The 18,187-nt window shown below is 65.1% G+C and carries 20 protein-coding genes; 8 read left to right on the top strand and 12 right to left on the bottom strand.

The genetic code is table 11. The features are described from left to right. Positions 1–239 precede the first annotated feature (239 nt). On the top strand, positions 240–1,775 hold the full coding sequence (locus ACR9ZN_RS28405; protein WP_481273765.1) for a bifunctional metallophosphatase/5'-nucleotidase: 1,536 nt from the start codon (positions 240–242) through the stop codon (positions 1,773–1,775). Positions 1,776–1,998: 223 nt separating this feature from the next. Here ACR9ZN_RS28405 and ACR9ZN_RS28400 read toward each other — a convergent pair whose 3' ends face one another. Together ACR9ZN_RS28400 and ACR9ZN_RS28395 are read right to left on the bottom strand one after the other, a co-directional pair. Next, positions 1,999–3,321, bottom strand: a complete 1,323-nt coding sequence (locus ACR9ZN_RS28400; RefSeq protein ID WP_454812658.1) for an AcvB/VirJ family lysyl-phosphatidylglycerol hydrolase — start codon at positions 3,319–3,321, stop codon at positions 1,999–2,001. A gap of 101 nt (positions 3,322–3,422) precedes the next feature. Next, on the bottom strand, positions 3,423–4,340 hold the full coding sequence (locus ACR9ZN_RS28395; protein WP_434955026.1) for a DMT family transporter: 918 nt from the start codon (positions 4,338–4,340) through the stop codon (positions 3,423–3,425). Between the two features lie 112 nt (positions 4,341–4,452). Between ACR9ZN_RS28395 and ACR9ZN_RS28390 the strand changes: the two genes are divergently transcribed. Continuing rightward, a complete protein-coding gene (locus tag ACR9ZN_RS28390; protein WP_481273764.1) occupies positions 4,453–5,319 on the top strand; it encodes a LysR substrate-binding domain-containing protein in 867 nt (288 codons plus the stop codon). Here ACR9ZN_RS28390 and ACR9ZN_RS28385 read toward each other — a convergent pair. Continuing rightward, positions 5,316–5,900, bottom strand: coding sequence for an SDR family NAD(P)-dependent oxidoreductase (locus ACR9ZN_RS28385; RefSeq protein WP_481273763.1), 585 nt, complete (start codon positions 5,898–5,900; stop codon positions 5,316–5,318). The genes ACR9ZN_RS28390 and ACR9ZN_RS28385 overlap by 4 nt on opposite strands. Positions 5,901–6,060: 160 nt before the next feature. Further along, positions 6,061–7,275 carry a ubiquinone biosynthesis hydroxylase gene (locus tag ACR9ZN_RS28380; RefSeq protein ID WP_481273762.1) on the bottom strand — a complete coding sequence of 405 codons (1,215 nt, stop codon included), beginning with the start codon at positions 7,273–7,275 and terminating at the stop codon, positions 6,061–6,063. A 165-nt stretch (positions 7,276–7,440) separates the two neighbouring features. On the opposite strand from ACR9ZN_RS28380, the gene tesB reads away from it, so the two are divergent. Continuing rightward, the gene (gene tesB / locus ACR9ZN_RS28375; protein WP_454812651.1) at positions 7,441–8,313 is read left to right on the top strand and encodes an acyl-CoA thioesterase II; all 873 of its coding nucleotides are present in this window, start codon (positions 7,441–7,443) and stop codon (positions 8,311–8,313) included. Between the two features lie 34 nt (positions 8,314–8,347). Here the strand turns inward: tesB and ACR9ZN_RS28370 are convergent, their stop codons facing one another. The 3 genes from ACR9ZN_RS28370 to ACR9ZN_RS28360 all read right to left on the bottom strand — a co-directional run bounded on the left by ACR9ZN_RS28370 (position 8,348) and on the right by ACR9ZN_RS28360 (position 9,370). Next, positions 8,348–8,680 (bottom strand): hypothetical protein, encoded by a 333-nt coding sequence (locus ACR9ZN_RS28370; protein WP_441771341.1) that lies wholly within the window; start codon positions 8,678–8,680, stop codon positions 8,348–8,350. 73 nt (positions 8,681–8,753) lie between these two features. Further along, entirely contained in the window at positions 8,754–9,023 is a 270-nt protein-coding gene (locus ACR9ZN_RS28365) for a DUF167 family protein (protein ID WP_454812649.1), read from the bottom strand. 56 nt (positions 9,024–9,079) lie between these two features. Beyond that, complete coding sequence (locus tag ACR9ZN_RS28360; protein WP_434955019.1) at positions 9,080–9,370, bottom strand: YggT family protein; 291 nt, start codon at positions 9,368–9,370, stop codon at positions 9,080–9,082. Positions 9,371–9,525: 155 nt separating this feature from the next. Between ACR9ZN_RS28360 and nthA the strand changes: the two genes are divergently transcribed. Next, entirely contained in the window at positions 9,526–10,161 is a 636-nt protein-coding gene (gene nthA / locus ACR9ZN_RS28355) for a nitrile hydratase subunit alpha (protein WP_481273761.1), read from the top strand. 39 nt (positions 10,162–10,200) lie between these two features. Continuing rightward, positions 10,201–11,016: a phosphate/phosphite/phosphonate ABC transporter substrate-binding protein gene (locus ACR9ZN_RS28350; protein WP_481273760.1), complete on the top strand. Its 816-nt coding sequence runs from the start codon at positions 10,201–10,203 to the stop codon at positions 11,014–11,016. A 96-nt stretch (positions 11,017–11,112) separates the two neighbouring features. Here the strand turns inward: ACR9ZN_RS28350 and ACR9ZN_RS28345 are convergent, their stop codons facing one another. Both ACR9ZN_RS28345 and ACR9ZN_RS28340 read right to left on the bottom strand, forming a co-directional pair. Next, the gene (locus ACR9ZN_RS28345; protein WP_481273759.1) at positions 11,113–12,201 is read right to left on the bottom strand and encodes a cell wall hydrolase; all 1,089 of its coding nucleotides are present in this window, start codon (positions 12,199–12,201) and stop codon (positions 11,113–11,115) included. Between the two features lie 310 nt (positions 12,202–12,511). After that, on the bottom strand, positions 12,512–13,507 hold the full coding sequence (locus tag ACR9ZN_RS28340) for a LysR substrate-binding domain-containing protein (protein ID WP_481273758.1): 996 nt from the start codon (positions 13,505–13,507) through the stop codon (positions 12,512–12,514). Between the two features lie 319 nt (positions 13,508–13,826). Between ACR9ZN_RS28340 and gabT the strand changes: the two genes are divergently transcribed. Both gabT and ACR9ZN_RS28330 read left to right on the top strand, forming a co-directional pair. Continuing rightward, complete coding sequence (gene gabT / locus ACR9ZN_RS28335) at positions 13,827–15,146, top strand: 4-aminobutyrate--2-oxoglutarate transaminase (protein ID WP_481273757.1); 1,320 nt, start codon at positions 13,827–13,829, stop codon at positions 15,144–15,146. Positions 15,147–15,156: 10 nt separating this feature from the next. Then, positions 15,157–15,441, top strand: a complete 285-nt coding sequence (locus tag ACR9ZN_RS28330; protein ID WP_481273756.1) for a hypothetical protein — start codon at positions 15,157–15,159, stop codon at positions 15,439–15,441. A 68-nt stretch (positions 15,442–15,509) separates the two neighbouring features. On the opposite strand, the gene ACR9ZN_RS28325 is transcribed toward ACR9ZN_RS28330, so the two are convergent. Together ACR9ZN_RS28325 and ACR9ZN_RS28320 are read right to left on the bottom strand one after the other, a co-directional pair. Beyond that, entirely contained in the window at positions 15,510–16,067 is a 558-nt protein-coding gene (locus ACR9ZN_RS28325; RefSeq protein ID WP_481273755.1) for a hypothetical protein, read from the bottom strand. A gap of 104 nt (positions 16,068–16,171) precedes the next feature. Further along, on the bottom strand, positions 16,172–17,170 hold the full coding sequence (locus tag ACR9ZN_RS28320) for a Gfo/Idh/MocA family protein (RefSeq protein WP_481273754.1): 999 nt from the start codon (positions 17,168–17,170) through the stop codon (positions 16,172–16,174). 204 nt (positions 17,171–17,374) lie between these two features. Between ACR9ZN_RS28320 and ACR9ZN_RS28315 the strand changes: the two genes are divergently transcribed. After that, a complete protein-coding gene (locus tag ACR9ZN_RS28315) occupies positions 17,375–17,614 on the top strand; it encodes a BrnA antitoxin family protein (RefSeq protein WP_454812639.1) in 240 nt (79 codons plus the stop codon). Between the two features lie 70 nt (positions 17,615–17,684). Here the strand turns inward: ACR9ZN_RS28315 and ACR9ZN_RS28310 are convergent, their stop codons facing one another. Next, positions 17,685–18,095, bottom strand: a complete 411-nt coding sequence (locus ACR9ZN_RS28310; protein ID WP_434955011.1) for a carboxymuconolactone decarboxylase family protein — start codon at positions 18,093–18,095, stop codon at positions 17,685–17,687. Positions 18,096–18,187: the final 92 nt, after the last annotated feature.

The following is an 18,187-nucleotide window of genomic DNA, read 5'->3' as shown; positions in this document are numbered from 1 at the left end:
AACGACCTGCCCGAGTCCCTCAAAAAGTCCGCTTAAGCCGAATGGCAGCTTTTTGGACATCGCGAAATGTTCTGAACGGCCGAAGGGGGCGCAAAGTAGTCATTCCGATGTGCCGCCCCCCTCTCCCCCTTCGATAGCTGACTGCCCCCAATCCCCCACTCCTTCCACCCCATCCCGACTTGCCTCCGTCACATCCCTGTGGAACCCTCCCTCCTCCACCGCCTTTCGGAATGCCCGCCATGCCTCGTCTCAATCGCCGCCAGACGCTGGGCCTCGGCCTTGCCGCCGGCTTTTCCGTCACCATGCTGTCGGGCGCTGCCGAGACCGCCGAGGCGGCGCCGGCCGGCACCACCTTCTCGCTGCTGCTCGTCAACGACATCTACAAGGCCGGCGACACCAAGGGCCGCGGCGGCTTTGCCAAGCTCGCGGCCGTGGTCAAGGCCGAGCGCGCCCGCGGCGTGCCGATGCTGTTCTGCCATGCCGGCGATTGCTTCTCGCCCTCGCTGATGTCGGGCTTCGACCAGGGCGAGCACATCGTCGCCCTCACCAACATGATCCGGCCCGACATCTTCGTGCCCGGCAATCACGAGTTCGACTTCGGCACGGAGGTCTATTTCAAGCGCATGGCCGAGGCGAACTTTCCCTTCTACGCCGCCAATATGCGCCGGGCCGACGGCAGCCCCATCCCCGGCATGAAGGACAATTCGATCCACGAGCTCGGCGACATCAAGGTCGGCGTCACCGGCCTCGCTTTGGCGGCGACGCCGCATATGTCGCAGAGCGGCGACCTTACCTTCGCGCCCGAACTGGAGACGCTGAGGCGCGAGGTGGAGATCCTGCGCAAGCAGGGCGCCGAATTCATCGTCTGCGTCGCCCATACCGATCGCGACATGGACAACCAGATCGTGCGCTCGCGGCTGGTCGACGTGCTGCTGACGGGCCACGACCACGATCTCGCCATCAGCTATGACGGCCGCACGGTGATGGTGGAATCCAACGAAGAGGGCAATTTCGTCACCGCCATCGACTTCGTGGTGACGGCGAGCGGCGAGGGCAAGAGCCGCAAGCTCGCCTGGCTGCCAAGCTTTCGCGTGCATGACAGCCTGTCGGTCGAGGCGGATCCTGAGGTGCAGGCCGCCGTCGACAAGCTCGAGGCCGAGCTGTCGCGCGAACTCGACGTGACCATCGCCACCACCGCCGTCGAGCTCGACAGCCGCACCGCCAGTGTGCGGTCCCAGGAAACCGCCATGGGCGATCTCATCGCCGATGCCATCCGCGCCCGCACCGGCGCCGATTGCGCCATCACCAATGGCGGCGGCATCCGTGCCAACAAGCTCTATCCGGCCGGCGCCCGGCTGACCCGCCGCGACATCCTTTCCGAACTCCCCTTCGGCAACACCACCGTGCTGGTCGAGCTCAAGGGCTCGGACATCAAGGCCGCGCTCGAAAACGGCGTCTCCCAGCTCCAGAACTATGCCGGCCGCTTCCCGCAGGTTTCGGGCCTGGCCATCGTGGTGGATACCAGGGCGCCCGTCGGCGCGCGCATCGCCTCGGTCAGCGTCAACGGCGAGACGCTCGATCCTGTCAGGCGCTACAAGGTCGCCTCCAACAACTTCATGCTGGCGGGCGGCGACGGCTATGACGCCATCGGCCGGGGGCGCGTGCTGATCGGGGAGACCGACGGCAAGCTGCTCGCCAATGAGGTGATGGTCTATCTGCGCGAGAAGGGCACGGTCACCACTGGCGCTGGGGGGCGGATCAAGGTGGAGAGCTGAGGCGAGGACTCTCTACCCTCCCCTGGAGGGGGAGGGTCGAGGCGAAGCCTCGGGGTGGGGTGACTTCCTTACAAGAAGATGTCGTCTCATCCTCAAAGCCGGAGCTTCTTCACCCCACCCCGGCCTTCCAGGCCGACCCTCCCCCTCCAGGGGAGGGTAAAGAGCGTACTCTCATCGCAAAGTAGCGCCTATGGACGAGGACATCTGCGCCCCAGGCCTGCCCTCAATGCCCGTGATTACCGCTCACGCCGGCCCGGGCATGGCGCTCCACCGCCGGGGCAGACAGCAGCGGCGCCACGATGAGATCGGCCAGGCGCTCGGCATCGCCGCTGAAGCCATGGCCGCCCGCCTCGCGCAGGATGGCAAAATCCGGACGGGCCTTGGCCAGGGCCGGACAGGCCAGTGCGGCCATGCGATCGTCCTGGCCGTAGATGCATTGCACATTCGGCGCGTCGATGCGCGCCGCTTCGGGCAGGAGCGGGATCTCGTTGGGATAGTCGTCGTCGCTCAACTCGACGCGCATGTCCGTCACCGGCGCGATCGACAGCAGGGAGACCACCGCGACGATGCTCTTGATGCGTTTGGACAGCCGGTTATAGACCAGCGGCAATGCGTCGCCGCCGAAGGAATAGCCGACCAGCGCCACCCGCTCGACCGGCCAGGCCGCGCGGTAATGCTTGATGATGCGCTTGAGGTCGGCGGCGACTTCGTCGGGATCGCGCTTGGCCCAGAAATAGCGCCTGGAATCGATGGAGACCACGCCGACCCCGCGCCGGGTCAGCGCCGTCGCCAGATCGACGTTGAGCTGGCCCATGCCGCCATCCCCCGTCAGCACCACGGCGAGGCGGCTGGCGGGCTGCTCGGGTTCGGAGACATAGAGCGGCAGGTCGGACAGATCGCCCGGACCATGCGGACCGGCGTCCTTGCCCAGGGCCTCCGCCGCCTCTTCGGCGGCACTCTCGTCGCCATCCTCGATTTCACGCAGCGCCACAAAACTGGCGGTGGTCGCCGCCGAAACGTCGGCGCTGGCGAGGGCCGCCTTGTCGACGAGGCAGGCCGAGATCGTATCGGGCTTCATCGTGGTGGTGTGCACCGCGATCACGCCGGCGAGGCGATGGCTGTCCGCCTGCAGGGCCAGGGAGCGCGCGGCATCCCGGCCCAGACCGGCCCCGGCCAGCACGGGCGTGACATAGGGGGTGATCGCCTGCTCGCGTTCGATGCGCAGCGTGGTGTCTTCGATATGGCCGGCGAGTTCGGGGCAGGTCATGCGATGGCGGCCGCCGGCGGTGCGTCTCGATGTCGGCCAGTCCAGGCCGATCACCAGATCGCCGCGCTGCTGGAACTCCGCGGCGAGGGTTTCCTCGTCATTGCCGAAGCCGTCGGCATCGGACAGCAGCACGATGACATTGGCCGGCTTGTCGGCCGGACGATACAATTTGACGTCGTCGAAGATCGCGTCTTCCAGCTCTTGCGGGGCGGCAGCCTGCGCCGCGGCCGGCAATTGCGCGAGGATCATCACGGCGGACAGGGCAAAGAACAAACGCATGCATCACCTACTGGCAAGCGACGGCCCACCGCTTCGCATGCCTCAAGGTAAACTATGCCGGGCTCGATGTGCTGTCGAGTCCGCGAAAGGACGTAGCCCCATCACTTCATGTTGATGCGCGTCATCATCACGGCCGCCAGGATCAGGATGCCGCCGACGAGCTGGTCGAGGCTCAGGGCTTCGCCGAAGACGAAATAGGCGATGATCGCCGACAGCACCGGATGCGAAAGCAGGATGATCGCCACCACGCCGGCGGGCAGCCGCCCGATGCCGACCGCGCTCAGCCCCTGGCCGAGCACCTGGCAGATCAGGCCGAGGCCGATGACCACCGCCCAGCCCTGCGGCGACTGCGGCAGGAAGGTGCCGCCTTCGACCAGCATGATCGCCACCAGGCCGAGGGCGGCGACCACCGTCGAAACCAGCGAGGCATCGGCGGCCAGGCGCGTGTTGCGCGCCACCCGGAGGGCGACGAGATAGAAGGCATAGGCGAGCGCCGCGCCGAGAGCCAGGAGGTCGCCCCTGCCCATGGTGAGGCCGGTGCGGTGGGCGCCGCTGGTGATGGCCACGCCGACGAGGGCGATGGCGAGCGCTCCCAGCACCGCCGGCCGGATGCGGTCGCGCAGCAGCACGAAGCCGGCGACCACCGAGGCCACCGGGGCGAGGTTCGAAATGAAGCTGGCATTGGCCACCGAAGTCAGCGGCAAGGCGGCATGGTAGAAGGCAAGATCGGCTGAAAAAGCCACGCCGGCGAGGCTCGCCGCCAACAGGCCCGGGCGCGTGAGCAGGGAGGCCATGCTCGTGCCGCCGGCCCGCCGCCTTTCCGCCTCGGCCCAGACGAACAGCACCGGCAGAGAGAACACCAGCCGCCAGAAGGCGGCGGCGGCCGGCGCGACATCGCTGAACCGGATCAGGATGGGCGACCAGGCAATCGCCAGAACGGAGGCGATCATGGCGCCCAGGCCAACGGAATCGAGCGCCGGCAGGGGGGTGGGGCGGGGGGCGGAAACGATGTCGCTCATGACATACTCGGAGGCTGATACGCGTACTTGCCGCGAAGATAGGTCACGCTTCACATAAGCGAAAACGAATGTATCTTATGGCAGGATTTCATTTTCTTATGGAACGCCGGATATGCGCCATTTCGATACGGATAGCCTGGAAACGCTGGTCACCATCATGGATCGCGGCGGCTTCACGGCCGCCGGCGAAGCGCTGGGCAAGACGCAGGCCGCCGTCAGCGTGATCGTCTCGCGCATGGAAGCGCGCATCGGCAAGCGCCTGCTGGAACGCTCGCGCAAGGGGGTGACGCCGACTTTCGCCGGCGAGATCCTGATCGGCTATGCCCGCCGCATCCTCAGCCTGGAGGATGAGGCGCTCGCCGCCATCGGCGGCGACGAGGCGGCAGGCCGGGTGCGCCTGGCCGTGCCGGATGACTTCGTCGACATGATGGTGTCGCCGCTGATCGGCGCCTTCTCCCGGCGCTTCCCGCGCGTGCAGCTCGAAATGCGCTGCGATCTCTCCTTCCGCCTCGAACCCATGCTGGAACGCGGAGAGGTCGATCTTGCCATCATCACCCAGGACCCTGCCCGCCCGCTCGGCGAAGTGCTGCGCCGCGAGCCGAGGGCCTGGTGCGCGGCGCGCGACCATCGGCCGGAGCTGATCGATCCCCTGCCGCTCGCCATGTTCCCCGAGGGCTGCCGCTGCCGGCCCGATGCGCTCGCCGCCCTCGACGCCATGAACAGACCCTGGCGCATCGCCTATACGTCGAGCCACATGCCCGGCATCCATTCGGCCGTGAATGCCGGCATGGCGATCACCATTCTCGGCATTTCCTCGATTCCCAAGGAATGGCGCCGCCTGGGCGAAGACGAGGGCTTCCCGGAGCTGCCGCATCTCGACATCGCCCTGGTCGTGCCCGCCAATGCCAGCGTCGCCACCAAGCGCTTCGCCGCTTTCCTGCGCGAAACCGTGCTGCAGCAGGAGGCCCTGGCGGCCTAGAGCAACGCGCCCTTGATCCCCTCTGCGCGCTGCGACAGCAGGAAGGCGGCGCTATCGGCCAGCGCCTCGCTCTTGCGGCCGATCAGGTTGACGCGCACGGCGCGCCGCTCGGCCGCGGCCGCCAACCCGGCCCGGCAGGCCGCCTGCGGCCAGCTGTCGGCATCGGCCCCGACGATGAACAGCATGCTGCCGGTCGGCGCCAGCACGGGCAGCGCCGCGTCCAGGGCCTCGACGCCATGGCCGAGATTGAGCGCCAGTTCCGCCTGCCAGGCCTCGCGTTCCTGCCCCTGCCCGGTCGCCATGGTCGCGTTGCAGACCAGGCCGTCCAGGCGCCCGAAGATCTCGATCACGGCGCCGATGAAGGCGGTCGCCTCTCCGGCCACGGAAAGGTCGCAGGCATAGGCCAGGCAGCGCCCGCCATGGCCCTCGATCGCGGCATGGGCATCGGCCAGCTCCTGCGCCGAGCGCGCCGCGATCGCCACCGCCGCCCCTTCCGCCGCCAGGCGCTCGGCAATGGCCCGCCCGACACCGCGCGAAGCCCCCGTCACGGCGATGACCTTGCCGGCAAACTCCAGATCCATGCAGCCCTCATTCACAACCGAGCAGCGACAGTGTCAGATTGGTGAAAAGGGGGCAACTGGGCGCTTTCGGAGTGCGGACATCTTGTCCGCCTCTTTCTTTCCAACGAGCATTGCGCTTGGGTTGGGGGAAGAAGCGGACAGGATGTCCGGGCTCCGTCCCTTACCGCATCAGGCGCGGCACCGTGCCGATCAGGCCCGTAGCCTCGCGGATGAACAGCTTCTTGGCAGCCGGAAAACGCTCGACCAGGCCAAGGCCGACATCGCGCACCAAGCGGATGGCATCGTGGTCGTTGGAGAACAGGCGGTTCAAGCCATCGGTGGCGATGCCCATCGAGACGGTGTCGAAACGCCGCCAGCGCTGATAGCGCTCCAGCACGTCCGGGCTGCCGATATCCAGGCCGAGCGCGGCGGCATCGGCGACACATTCCGCAAGAGCGGCGGCATCGCGGATACCCAGATTGAGGCCCTGCCCGGCAATGGGATGGATGATATGGGCGGCATCGCCGACCAGGGCCAGCCGGTCGCCCACGAAATTGCGGGCGATGCGCATCGACAGCGGGAAGGCGGCGCGCGGCCCGATCACCTTGAGTTCGCCGAGCTTGAGGCCGAAGCGGCGCTCCAGTTCGGCATGGAAGCCGGCATCGTCGAGACCGAGGATGCGGGTCGCCTCCTCGGTCTTCTCGGTCCAGACCAGGGAGGAGCGCCGGCCCGTCAGCGGCAGGATGGCGAAGGGACCGGCGGGCAGGAAATGCTCTTCCGCCCGCCCTTCATGATCGAGTTCATGCTCGACGGTGGTGACGATGCCGGACTGGCCGTAATCCCAGCCATGCATGGCAATGCCGGCCTGCTCGCGCAGCCGCGAGCGCCCGCCATCGGCCGCCGCCAGCAAGTGCGTGGCGATGTCGTCGCCGGAAGGCAGTTCGGCGGTGATGCCGTCCTCGGTCAGCTTGTAGCGGCTGACAGTGGCCCCCTGCCCGCGCAGCTCGATGCCGAGGGCCTCGGCCCGCGCCACCAGGGCATCGAGCAGCAGCCGGTTCTCCACCATATGGCCGAAAGGCTCGCCCGGCTCGACGTCACCGCCGAAGGACAGGAAGGTCGGCCGGATCGGATCGTCGAGCTTGGAATCGGTGATCACCATGTCGAGGATCGGCTGGGCCTCACCGGCCACGGCTTCCCAGACCTCGAGCTTCTCGAGAAACCGCCGCGCGCCGGTGGCGATGGAGGAGGAGCGCGGATCGCGCGAGGGACCCTTACCGAGCATGGGATCGACGATGATGACCGAAAAGCTCGCGCCGAGCTCGGTCTTCAGTGCCAAAGCGAGGCCGAGGCCGGCAAAGCCGGCACCGGCTATGACAAGATCGGCTTTGCTGGCCATGTGCGAACCCCGCGCTTGACTTTCCAAAGCGTTTTGCGATTTGACGGAACCATCTCAAATCGCAAAGACGCGTCCGACCAAAGAGCTAGAGTAAAAGGGCGTTTCTACCAAAACGCGCTTTGCTCTAGGAAGGACCGATGCTCTGCCTCCATCAAGGAAAGCTTCATGTCCGATCCCTTTGCGAATCTCCTCTCGATACTCGATCTCGAACAGCTCGAACACAATCTTTACCGCGGCACGAGCCCGCAGGGCGGCTGGCAGCGCGTTTTTGGCGGCCTGGTGATCAGCCAGGCCCTGGTGGCAGCGACCCGCACCGTCGAGCCCGACCGCCATGTGCATTCCCTGCACGGCTATTTCCTGCGGCCGGGCGATCCGAGCGTGCCGATCATCTACCAGGTCGACCGGCTGCGTGATGGCAAGAGCTTCACCACCCGCCGCGCCATCGCCATCCAGCATGGCCAGCCGATCTTCTCGCTATCCTGTTCCTATCATCGCCCCGAAGAAGGCTGGCACCACCAGGCGACCATGCCGGATGTGCCCACCCCCGATCAATTGCCAAGCATCGCCGAGCTCAAGGATCAGTTCCTCGGCCATCTGCCCAAGATGGTCCGCGACTATTGGGAGCGCGAACGCCCGATCGAGCTCAGGCCCGTCGACATGAAGCGCTACATCGCCCGCACGCCCCAGGAGCCTCGGCAATATATCTGGATCCGCGCCGCCCGTAAGCTGCCCGACGACCGGGCCCTGCACGAGGCCGTGCTGGCCTACACCACCGACATGACCCTGCTCGACACCACGCTCGTCGCCCATGGCAAGAGCGTGTTCGATCCCGACGTTCAGCCGGCCTCGATCGACCACGCCATGTGGTTTCATGCCCCGTTCAAGATGGACGAATGGCTGCTCTACGCGCAGGAGAGCCCCTTCACCGGTGGCGCCCGCGGCTTTGCCCGTGGCGAGATCTGGCAGGATGGCCGCCTGATCGCCTCGGTGGCCCAGGAAGGCCTGATCCGCAAGCGCTGGGACAAGCCGCCGGCATGAGACATCGCGTCGAGAGGGAGCTTGGCTGTCGCGGCTATTTCGCCGTGAAGAATGTCAGGAGCACCTTGCCCTTCTCGCCGATGAGGCAGACGAAACGGTCGGGCCGGCCCGTCTCCTTGGCCCGCTTGATATAGGCCTCCCCGAGCACGACGACCTTGACCGGCACATCGCCGACCTTGGTATCCGCCGCCGAGACGGCGATGCTTTCCTGGTCGATGACGAGATCGGCGATGTCGGGCGACTTCTGCTGAAGGGCGAGCAGGCCGCTTGCCTTGCAGGCTGCGACCTCAGGAGCTTCGGCCGCCTGGGCATCGAGCGCCAGCACCATGCCGCCCGCGGCCAGAAGTGAACGCAAAATCATCGCCATATGGCCAAATCCCCTACCCTTGCCTGTGCAAAATTGCCCTGGTTAACGCAAGGTGAGGTCATTTGTTCCGCAACTATCTGCCCATCCTGGCGAGAATTGATTGTTCCAGTGCGGCGCCGTCGCCCTCCACCAGCACCAGCTTGATCCGGCTGGTCGCTCCCTGCGTGATCGACACGCGGCTCGTCGGCACGCCCACAGCCTTGGCGACCAGCTTGACCAGGGCCTGATTGGCTTCTCCACCGGCGGGAATTGCCCGCACCTTGGCCGTCAGCACGGATCTGCCGTCCGACATGATTTCCACGGCCCCGATCACATCCTTGCCGCCCCGAGGCGTCAAGCGCATCGCGACGAGCAGCCCATCCGACGTGATTCGCCAGGGTTTGCCGAAACCGGTATCGCTCAAAGCACGTTGGGATAGATGTAATAGGCGATGATCCGCTCGATGAAGATCGCGATCAGGATCGCCACGAAGGGCGCGAAATCGATGCTGCCGAAATCGGGCAGGCGGCGCCGGATCGGTGCGAAGACCGGCTCGGTCAAGCGATAGAGGGCATCGCCGATCGCCGCCACCGTCGGATTGCGGCGGCTGACGACGTTGAACGCCACCAGATATGAAAATACCACGGAAGCCAGCACGATATAGATATAGAGCTGCAGCAGGATGAGGATGATGTCGAGGATTGCGCGCATCGGGTCTCCAAGCCTTCCGGGCCATTCACACCTGCCCCTGATCTAGCGACCGGAAGGGTGCACCGCAAGTGCGGGGGATTGGGAAGAAGCGGACTTGACGTCCGCCCGTCCACCGCACCATTGCCTCTCCTTGCGATCTCTGCGACACATTCGCCATGAGTACGCACGATCACGATCACGACCATGACGACCATCACCATGGCGCGCCGCCCTCCCCCATGGCCGAGCGGGTGAAGAAGCTCGAAGCCGTGCTGGTCGAGAAGGGTTATGTCGACCCGGCTGCCCTCGACGTCTTCATCGACACCTATGAGAACAAGGTCGGCCCCCGCAACGGCGCCCATGTCGTCGCCCATGCCTGGCGGGACGAGGAATTCCGGACCTGGCTCCTGGAAGACGCCACGGCGGCCATCGCCTCGCTCGGCTATTCCGGCCGCCAGGGTGAACATATGAAGGTGGTGGAGAACAAGCCGGGGCTCCACAACCTCATCGTCTGCACTCTGTGCTCCTGCTATCCCTGGTCCGTGCTCGGCCTGCCGCCGGTCTGGTACAAATCTGCGCCCTATCGCTCGCGCGCCGTGATCGATCCGCGCGGGGTGCTGGCCGAGTTTGGCGTCACCCTGCCTGATGACACCGAAATCCGGGTCTGGGACTCGACCGCGGAACTGCGCTACCTCGTACTGCCCCAGCGGCCCGACGGCACCAAGGGGTGGAGTGAGATGGCATTGGCCCAGCTCGTCACCCGCGATTGCATGATCGGTACCGGCCTTGCCATCCAGCCTGGAGGGCTGTGAGTTCCAACTCGCAACGACGAAACTTCAACTGGTGCCTGCATGACCCGCTTTATCGCCAATGCCCGCATGTACTCGGTCACCCCGGAGGTCGAGGACCATTGGAAGACCCTGCTCGGCCATGTGATGGCGAGCGCCGGTGTGGCCTTCGACTATGAGCCCTACCCCGCCCCGCAGCCCCTGGAAGTGCTGTGGGAGCGTGACGATCTCGGCTGCGTCTTCATGTGCGGCTATCCGATCGCCTTCCAGCTCTCCGAGGTGATCCCGATTGCGGCGCCCATCCCGGCCGCCGAATGGGCCGGCGGCAAGCCGCTCTATCGCTCCGATCTGATCGTGAAGGCGGACAGCCCCTTCCGGCGCATCGAGGATACGTTCGGCCATCGCATCGGCTGGACGGTCGAGCACTCCCATTCCGGCTTCAACGCGCTACGCCATCACCTGCTGCGCTATCGCTCGCCCGATCATCCGGTCCTCTATCGCGAGGTGGTCGGCAATCTCGTCACCGCGCGCGGTATCCTCGACAAGGTGTTGGCGGGGGAGATCGATGTCGGTCCGCTCGACGGCTATTGGCACGAACTCATTCGCGCCTATCGCCCGGACCTGACCGAGGGTATCCGCGTGATCGGCTCCACCGGGCTGGCACCGATCCCTTCCTTCGTGGCGGCTCCCGGCCTGCCGGCGGAGACCATCGTGCGGCTCAAGGCCGCCTTTGCGGCCGCCCATCACCTGCCCTGGTTCCCACCGCTCGGCGAGGCGCTTCGGCTCAGCGGCTTCGCGCCGGTGGAACAAGCGGATTTCGAGAAGACGCTGGCGTGGGACCGCGAGGCGCGGGAACAGGGCTACGCTACCATCGCCTGACCGCCAGGGTCTCAAAAGAAAAGGGCGGAGAGACCCCTCACCCGCCCTTCGGGAGCCTTCCCTGTATGGGGAAGGCTCGACAGATCTCGATGTGCCTCAGTAGAGCGGTTCCGGCTCCAGGCTCGAACGCCGCTTGGCCTTGGGAGCGGGCGCCGGCTCGGGCATGCCGCCCATATCCGCCTGCACGGCTTCGGGCTGGATACGGATCGTGGGAACGGTACGCGACTGGGCCACCATGGGCCGCCTCGGCTTGGCCGCAGGTGCAGAGGCCTCAGCACCGGACGGCCCTTGCTGGAAGTTGAACTGCGGCTGCGAGCGGCCACGAACCGGCGGCAACGCGACATGAGAGCCGTCAGCCTGGCTTGCACCGATATGCGCTTTGCCGATGGAACCGCGCGGCCGCGCCGGCGGCAAGGCCTCCGGCATCATGCCGGCATCCGGGTCATTCTGGGCGACCTGCACCTGGGGTTCGGCGCGGCGCTTGACCGGGCCGAGGCGAGGACGGGTCGGCGGCAGGATGTCGATGACGGGATCGGCCTGCGGACCGGCATCATCCTGATAGGCCACAGTCGGCAGAGGCCGGGCGGCAGGCCGCGAATATTTGCGCGGCTGCGGCGAGGGCATCGGCTCGGCAGCGGCCACCGTCGTCGGCAGCGGCGGCATCTCGGCCTGGGCCACCATCACCGGCGGAGCATAAGGCGCATCGCCACCGCGGCGGCGCTTCTCGTAGAAGGCATTGCCACCGGCAACAGCGACGTAATGCATGTTGTTGTAGGGGTAGGTGTAACCGGCCGTGTGGAAGAAATGCACATTCTTCGACATGCCCGGATAGCGCTTGCCGCTGATCACCTGATCCGCCACGCGGAAGGCACGCTCGCGGCCGGAGTCGTTCATCCGCTTCGTCAGCACGCCCGGGGCGAACTGCACGCGCTGGCCGACCGTGCCGCAGATCGAGCGCGGATATTTGCCGGACTCGACGCGGTTCATCACCACCGTGCCGACGGCAAGCATGCCGTCATCGCTGGATCGGTTGGACTCGAAATACATGGCACGGGCCAGACACTCACGCTCATTCGTGGTGCTGGCCACGCGCGAGGTCGAAAAGAGGGCGCAGCCGCCAAGAGCCGAGGTTACCGCCGCTATCGCGAGGAAACGCAGGGCAGATGTGAGGGTTCGTGTCTTCATGCGCTCGTTGTGTCGTGAGAAAGTTAACGACCGGTAATCATTTTTGTGGCGGAATTGCAACGAGCCTGCAAAACTTCTCCATAAGGGTGTCTTTTTAACGGGATGGTTACCCGAATCTTGCCAGCCGTGCCCGATTTGCAACACTTTTGGGCGGGCGGAAGCGTCTGATACCAAGTCTCGAAAACGCTGACCTGTCGAAGTATGTGCTCTTGAAAGTGCTTCGACTGATGGGTGGGAAGTGCAGGCGAGGACGCCTGCGATCCCGGGAAAAGTCAGCATCTTCGCGACTTGGTATGAGAACGAGACGCCTTTAGTCACCCTCCGCGGCGGAACGACCTCCGATCTCCTGGCGCAGCCATTTGAGCAAGGTCGATATGGTGCGATGGCGCCAGCGCGTTTCGGGGGCGATCAGCCAATAGCCACCGAGCGAGACGTCGGTCTGCAGAAGTTCGACCAGCCGCCCCGCCGCGATGTCCCCGTCTGCCTGCAGGCTGGTCGACAGCGCCACGCCCTGGCCCGCCAAGGCTGCATCATGGGTGGATGAGGCCGACCACAGCCACGGCCCCTTGAGCGTGGCGGCCCGGTAGCCGGCGAGACGCAAGAAGCGGTGCCATTGGCTGGCATTGTCTTCATGAATGAGCTTCTGGCCGGCAAGGTCGGCCAGGCTGGCTATCGGCGCCTGCGTCGCCAGCCAGGCCGGGCTGGCGACGGGAAAGATGCGCACGCGCTGGAGAAGTGCAGCCATCACGGGCGATGCTGGAGCCTCCTCGGCGAAGATGATGGCGGCATCGGCTTCATGCCGCTCGAAATCGGGCTGGTCGGAGGTCGCACGCACCATGATGATCGTGTCCCGCAGCACCGACTGCAGGGCATCGAGCCGCGGCGTGAGCCAGCGTGCTGCCAGGCCCGGGGCGCACCACAGCCGCAACTGGCCGCGCAGGCGCTGGGCCGGCCGCAGTTCCACGGTGACTTCGGCGAGCTGGCCGAAAGCCGCGGTCGTCACCTCGAACAGGCGGGCGCCGGCCTTGGTCAGCCTGACGCCGCGCGCCCCGGAGGTGACGAGGTGAAGATCGAACCAGGCCTCCAGGTGGCGCACATGCCGGGACACCACGGTGTGGCTGACGCCGAGCGCCTCGCCGGCCTTGCGCATGGAAGAAAAGCGCCCGACCGCCTCGAAGGCCCGGAGCATCGACAAAGGCGGCAGCCGGCCGCCGAAGGCCGCCTCGGCGCCATCGCCGGCATTCATCTCCTCGCCGCCGCTCGGTGCGTCTTCGCTCGAAGACTGATTGCCTGGACCCACCACCACGCCGCGCCCTTTCCATGCCCGATCCCGACCCGCAGCCCTGCCTGCTGCAATGCGCCGGGTGACTGGTGCCTCAAGGCTTCAGTGGTTACAAATCCGCACCACCGCGGCAGGCATAAAGCACCTGCCGCCTTGCGGCAAGACGTGGCAGGATTCCAGCCAAGCGCCTGATCAGCCGCAATCCAAGAGCGTCGTCACGGAAGGGCTCCGAACCGATCGGACAACAGCCCGTCGATGGTCCCGCACGGAGATTGACGAGCCGGTCGCACAGCGCCATAGCATGCGCCCACAGCGCATTGATCAAGCAATCGGAGTTCGATCCATGAATGCACCCGCCACCAAGGCGCATGGCGCCAACCGCACCCAGACGGAAGACCTTCTGGAAAGGCGCGCCAGCGTCTTCACGCGCGGCATGAGCGCGGGCCAGCCGGTCTTCGCCGCCAAGGCCAAAAACTCCGAGATCTGGGACGTGGAAGGCCGCCGCTTCATCGATTTCGGCGGCGGCATCGCCGTGCTCAACACCGGCCATCGTCATCCCACCGTGATGAAGCGGGTGCAGGAGCAGCTCGAGCGCTACACCCATACCTGCTTGATGGTGACGCCCTACGAGCCGGCCGTGCAGGTCGCCGAGAAGCTCATCGAGATCGCGCCGATCTCTGGCCCCAAGAAGGTGATGCTGGTCACCACCGGCGCCGAGGCCGTCGAAAACGCCATCAAGATCGCCAGAGCCCATACCGGTCGCTCCGACGTCGTGGTGTTCAACGGCGCCTTCCACGGCCGCACCCTGCTGGCGATGGCGATGACCGGCAAGGTCGTGCCCTACAAGACCAAGTTCGGCCCCTTCCCGGGCGGTGTGTGGCGCGTGCCCTATCCGATCGAGCACAAGGGCATTTCCGTCGACGACACCTTCGAGGCGCTGAAGTGGCTGTTCAAGACGGATGTCGATCCCAAGAACGTCGCCGCCATGGTGATCGAGCCGGTGCAGGGTGAAGGCGGCTTCTACATCGCCTCGCCGGAATTCCTCAAGCGCCTGCGCGCGCTGTGCGACGAGCACGGCATCCTCCTGGTCGCCGACGAGATCCAGACCGGCTTCGGCCGTACCGGCAAGTGGTTCGCCATGGAGCACACCGGCGTCGAGCCCGACATGATCACCACCGCCAAAAGCCTGGCCGGCGGCTTCCCGCTCGCCGGCATCGTCGGCAAGGCCGCGATCATGGATGCGCCGGAGCCCGGCGGCCTGGGTGGCACCTATGCCGGCAATCCGGTGGCCTGCGCCGCCGCGCTCGGCGTGTTCGAGGCCTTCGAGGCCGAGGACCTGCTCGACAAGTCGATGAAGCAGGGTGAACTCATCCTCAAGCGCCTCAAGGCCATCAAGCGCAAGAAGACCGGGCGCCCGATCGGCGACATCCGTGGCCTCGGCGGCATGACGGCATTCGAGCTCGTCACCAGCCATGGCGGCAACGAACCCGATCCCGCCGCGGCCAAGGCCCTGGCGGCCGAGTGCCTCGAGCGCGGCCTGATGATCCTCACCTGCGGCGTGTATGGTGAGACGGTGCGCCTGCTCGCCCCGCTCACCATCCAGCCGAAGGTGCTCAAGGAAGGTCTCGACATCCTCGAAGCCGCCCTGCTCGGGCAGAAGTAAAATCGGCGCGATGGGCCCTTTGCGGCTCCTCGCCGTCACCATCCTGCTGGCGCTCCTCGGCGCCGGCGGGTCTGCTCTTGCCGAGGTCCGCTTCGGCAAGAACGTCTTCATCGGTGGCCACGACTTCTCCCACCGCCGCTACAAGTCCGTGCATATCGAAACGACGACGCGGCGCCCGCCCTGGTATGGCTGCCGCTGGTATCGGCCGGGATCGCGCTATCAGGGCCGGCTGATCCGCACCCGCACGCAGATCTGCAATCTCAGGCAGATCCCGTATTCGCAAAGGCGGCGGTGATACTCGAAGGGCGGGTCTTCAGACCCGCCCTTCGAGAACCTGCGCTGCAATCGAGAGTTCTCGCCTGCTCAGCACCTCTCACGATAGATATTCTCCCTGCCGTTTCTTGGCGGCGGCTCATCCATCAGAATATCCATGCACTCATCGGCTTCTCCAGCGGGAGAAAACTGCAACTTTTGTTGCAATCGAACGAAAGTTCCAAGGTATTTCCAATCTTTCGAAGGAGTATCCGACTTCATGACAAATGAATCGCTGGAAATTCTGAACGTGTCACCAAAGTCCATAATGGCAATATTCTTTGAATCCACGCGGTAGAGATTCACTCTTAAATTCGGCCCCCAATCCGCGATAAGCTTTTGATCCAGCGTATTTCCGTTGCGACTGACAACCGATAGAGATCTATCCCCTCCATACTGGATAACCGTTAAAGTAATACCAATATCCAAAATTGTTATACTAGCTTCCTGATATCGCAAAGAAAATACATCGCGCGCATAAGATCCAAACAAAATACCCAATGCCAGCAAAAACATGCTGCACCCAGAACGGTATCTGCGACCTGTATTTCCTCTTTTCCTCATGACAAGCAATTGAACGGCTTGCCATGAAGACGTGTCGGCTTCCACGACACAATTCCATGCAAAACTCATGGATTATCGACAAAGGGTCGTCACCCGTCCGGAGCCGACGCAGGCCTCATGCCGGTCCGAAGACCGGCACACCAGGACACCTACACCGTCTCCCACGCGCCGCTTTTTTCCGAGCGGAAGAGCGCATCGATGATCTTCATGTTCTGCACGGCGTCGGCCGGGCCGTAGGGCAGCGTGATCTCGCCACGGATGGCGGCGGAGAAGGCATCGACCTCCTCGGCATATTGATCGACCGGGGCGATGGTCTCAGCCACCGCCGAGGCGTCGCCGAGCGTGGAGCCGTCATCGGTATAGACGGTCACGGCCTCGGCCTGGGGTGCGTTGAAGGGGATGGTGATCTCGAAACGCTTCTTGGTACCGACGATGTCGACCCGCTGCAGCGGAGTGAGCTGGGTCGACACTGTGAACTCCGTGCGGCGCCCCTCGCCGAAATCGAGAATGGCCGAGGCGAGGCGGTCGACGCCCGTCGCCGGATCGCGATCGATGAGGGCGATTACCCGCCGCGGCTCCGCATCGAAGATGAAGCGGCCGGCGACGATCGGATAGCAGCCGATATCCAGGATGCCGCCACCGCCGATGTCGAGCTGGTTGCGCACATTGGCCGGATCGACATTGTAGTAGGAGAAGAAGGCCTGAATGGCCCTGACCTCACCCAATTCGCCCAAGCGCGCGGCCTCCCTGGCCCGCAGCCATTGTGGATGGAAGCGCACCATGAAGGCTTCCATCACCAGCCGGTCGCGCGGCAGCACCAGGAGCTGCGCCGCGTCCTGGGCCGTCAGCCCGATCGGCTTCTCGCACAGCACATGCTTGCCCGCCGCCACGGCCTGCAGGGTGAGCGGCACATGGAGATGGTTGGGCAGGGGATTGTAGATGGCATCGATATCCGGATCGGCGAGCAAGGCTTCATAGGAACCATAGGCCTTGGGGATGCCGAGATCGTTGGCAACGGCCTCCGCGCGGGCAAGGTCGCGCGAGGCGATGGCGACAGCTTCCGCGCCCTTCGCCCGCTGGATGCCGGGAATGACCTTGCCCGTGCCGATCTTTGCCGTGGATAGGATACCCCAACGTGTCTTGGCCATGCCGGCTCGCTCCCAGGAAATTAGTCCGACTTATCGATGGGCGGCATTCTTGGCATGGCCAGAGACGAGAGGGAAGACCTGTCGTGGCTGTGGATGACCAAACGCATTTGCGCTGCCGCATCAGGCCCCGGCTATGGACTCGACCTTCTTATTGGCGGCAGATAGACAGATCCCACCATTCGCCAACAGAAACAGTTTCAGCCCATGAGCAACAACAGAACACGCCGCCCGGGCGATCCTTGGAAGAATGCCGAGGCGGTCTTCAAGCCCGCGGCGCCCAAGGCTCCGGCGGCTACCGCGCCGCGGCCGGCGCTGCCCAATGCCAAGGAATTGGTTTCGCTGCGGATTGACCGCGACGTGCTGGAGCACTTCCAGGGCGATGGGCCCGGGTGGCAAGACCGCATCAATGCGATCCTGCGGGAGGCTTCCGGCGTCGATCACTAGAGCAAAACGCTTTAGCCCGGTCTTCGGCCGGACAAGCTGAATGCGGAAAACGAAGGCTGAAAACTCGATCTCAGCCCGTCACCAGAAACTCGGGATCGGCCGGAATCTGCATGGCCGTGACCAGATGATTGGTCTTGCCGGCCAGGCCGATGATGGCGAGCAGCTCGCCATATTGTGCGTCGTTCATCCCCTTGGCCCGCGCGGCAGCCGTATGGGAATGCACGCAATATTGGCAGGCATTGGCCGAGGAGACCGCGATATAGATCAATTCGCGCACCAGCGGATCGAGGGCACCCTCGCCCACCATCACCGCCTTGACCTCCTCCCAGGTGCGTTTCAGCAGCACCGGATCATTGGCGAGACCACGCCAGAAATTATTGACGAAATCGGATTTGCGCGTCGCCCTGATATCGTCGAACACCGCCTTCGCGGCCGGATTGGCCGCGACCTCGTCGTCGCTGAGAAGTTTTACTGTGGCCATTATGTGCTCCTGTGTAAGGTGGACGTCGATCGGGGGGCGCACATCTTTACCCTCCCCATCGAGGGAAGGGTAAAGAGAGAGCCTGTTCTCCT

This window comes from Labrys sp. HAY1-8F (assembly GCF_056754975.1).
This window is presented reverse-complemented; position numbering and strand designations above follow the sequence as displayed.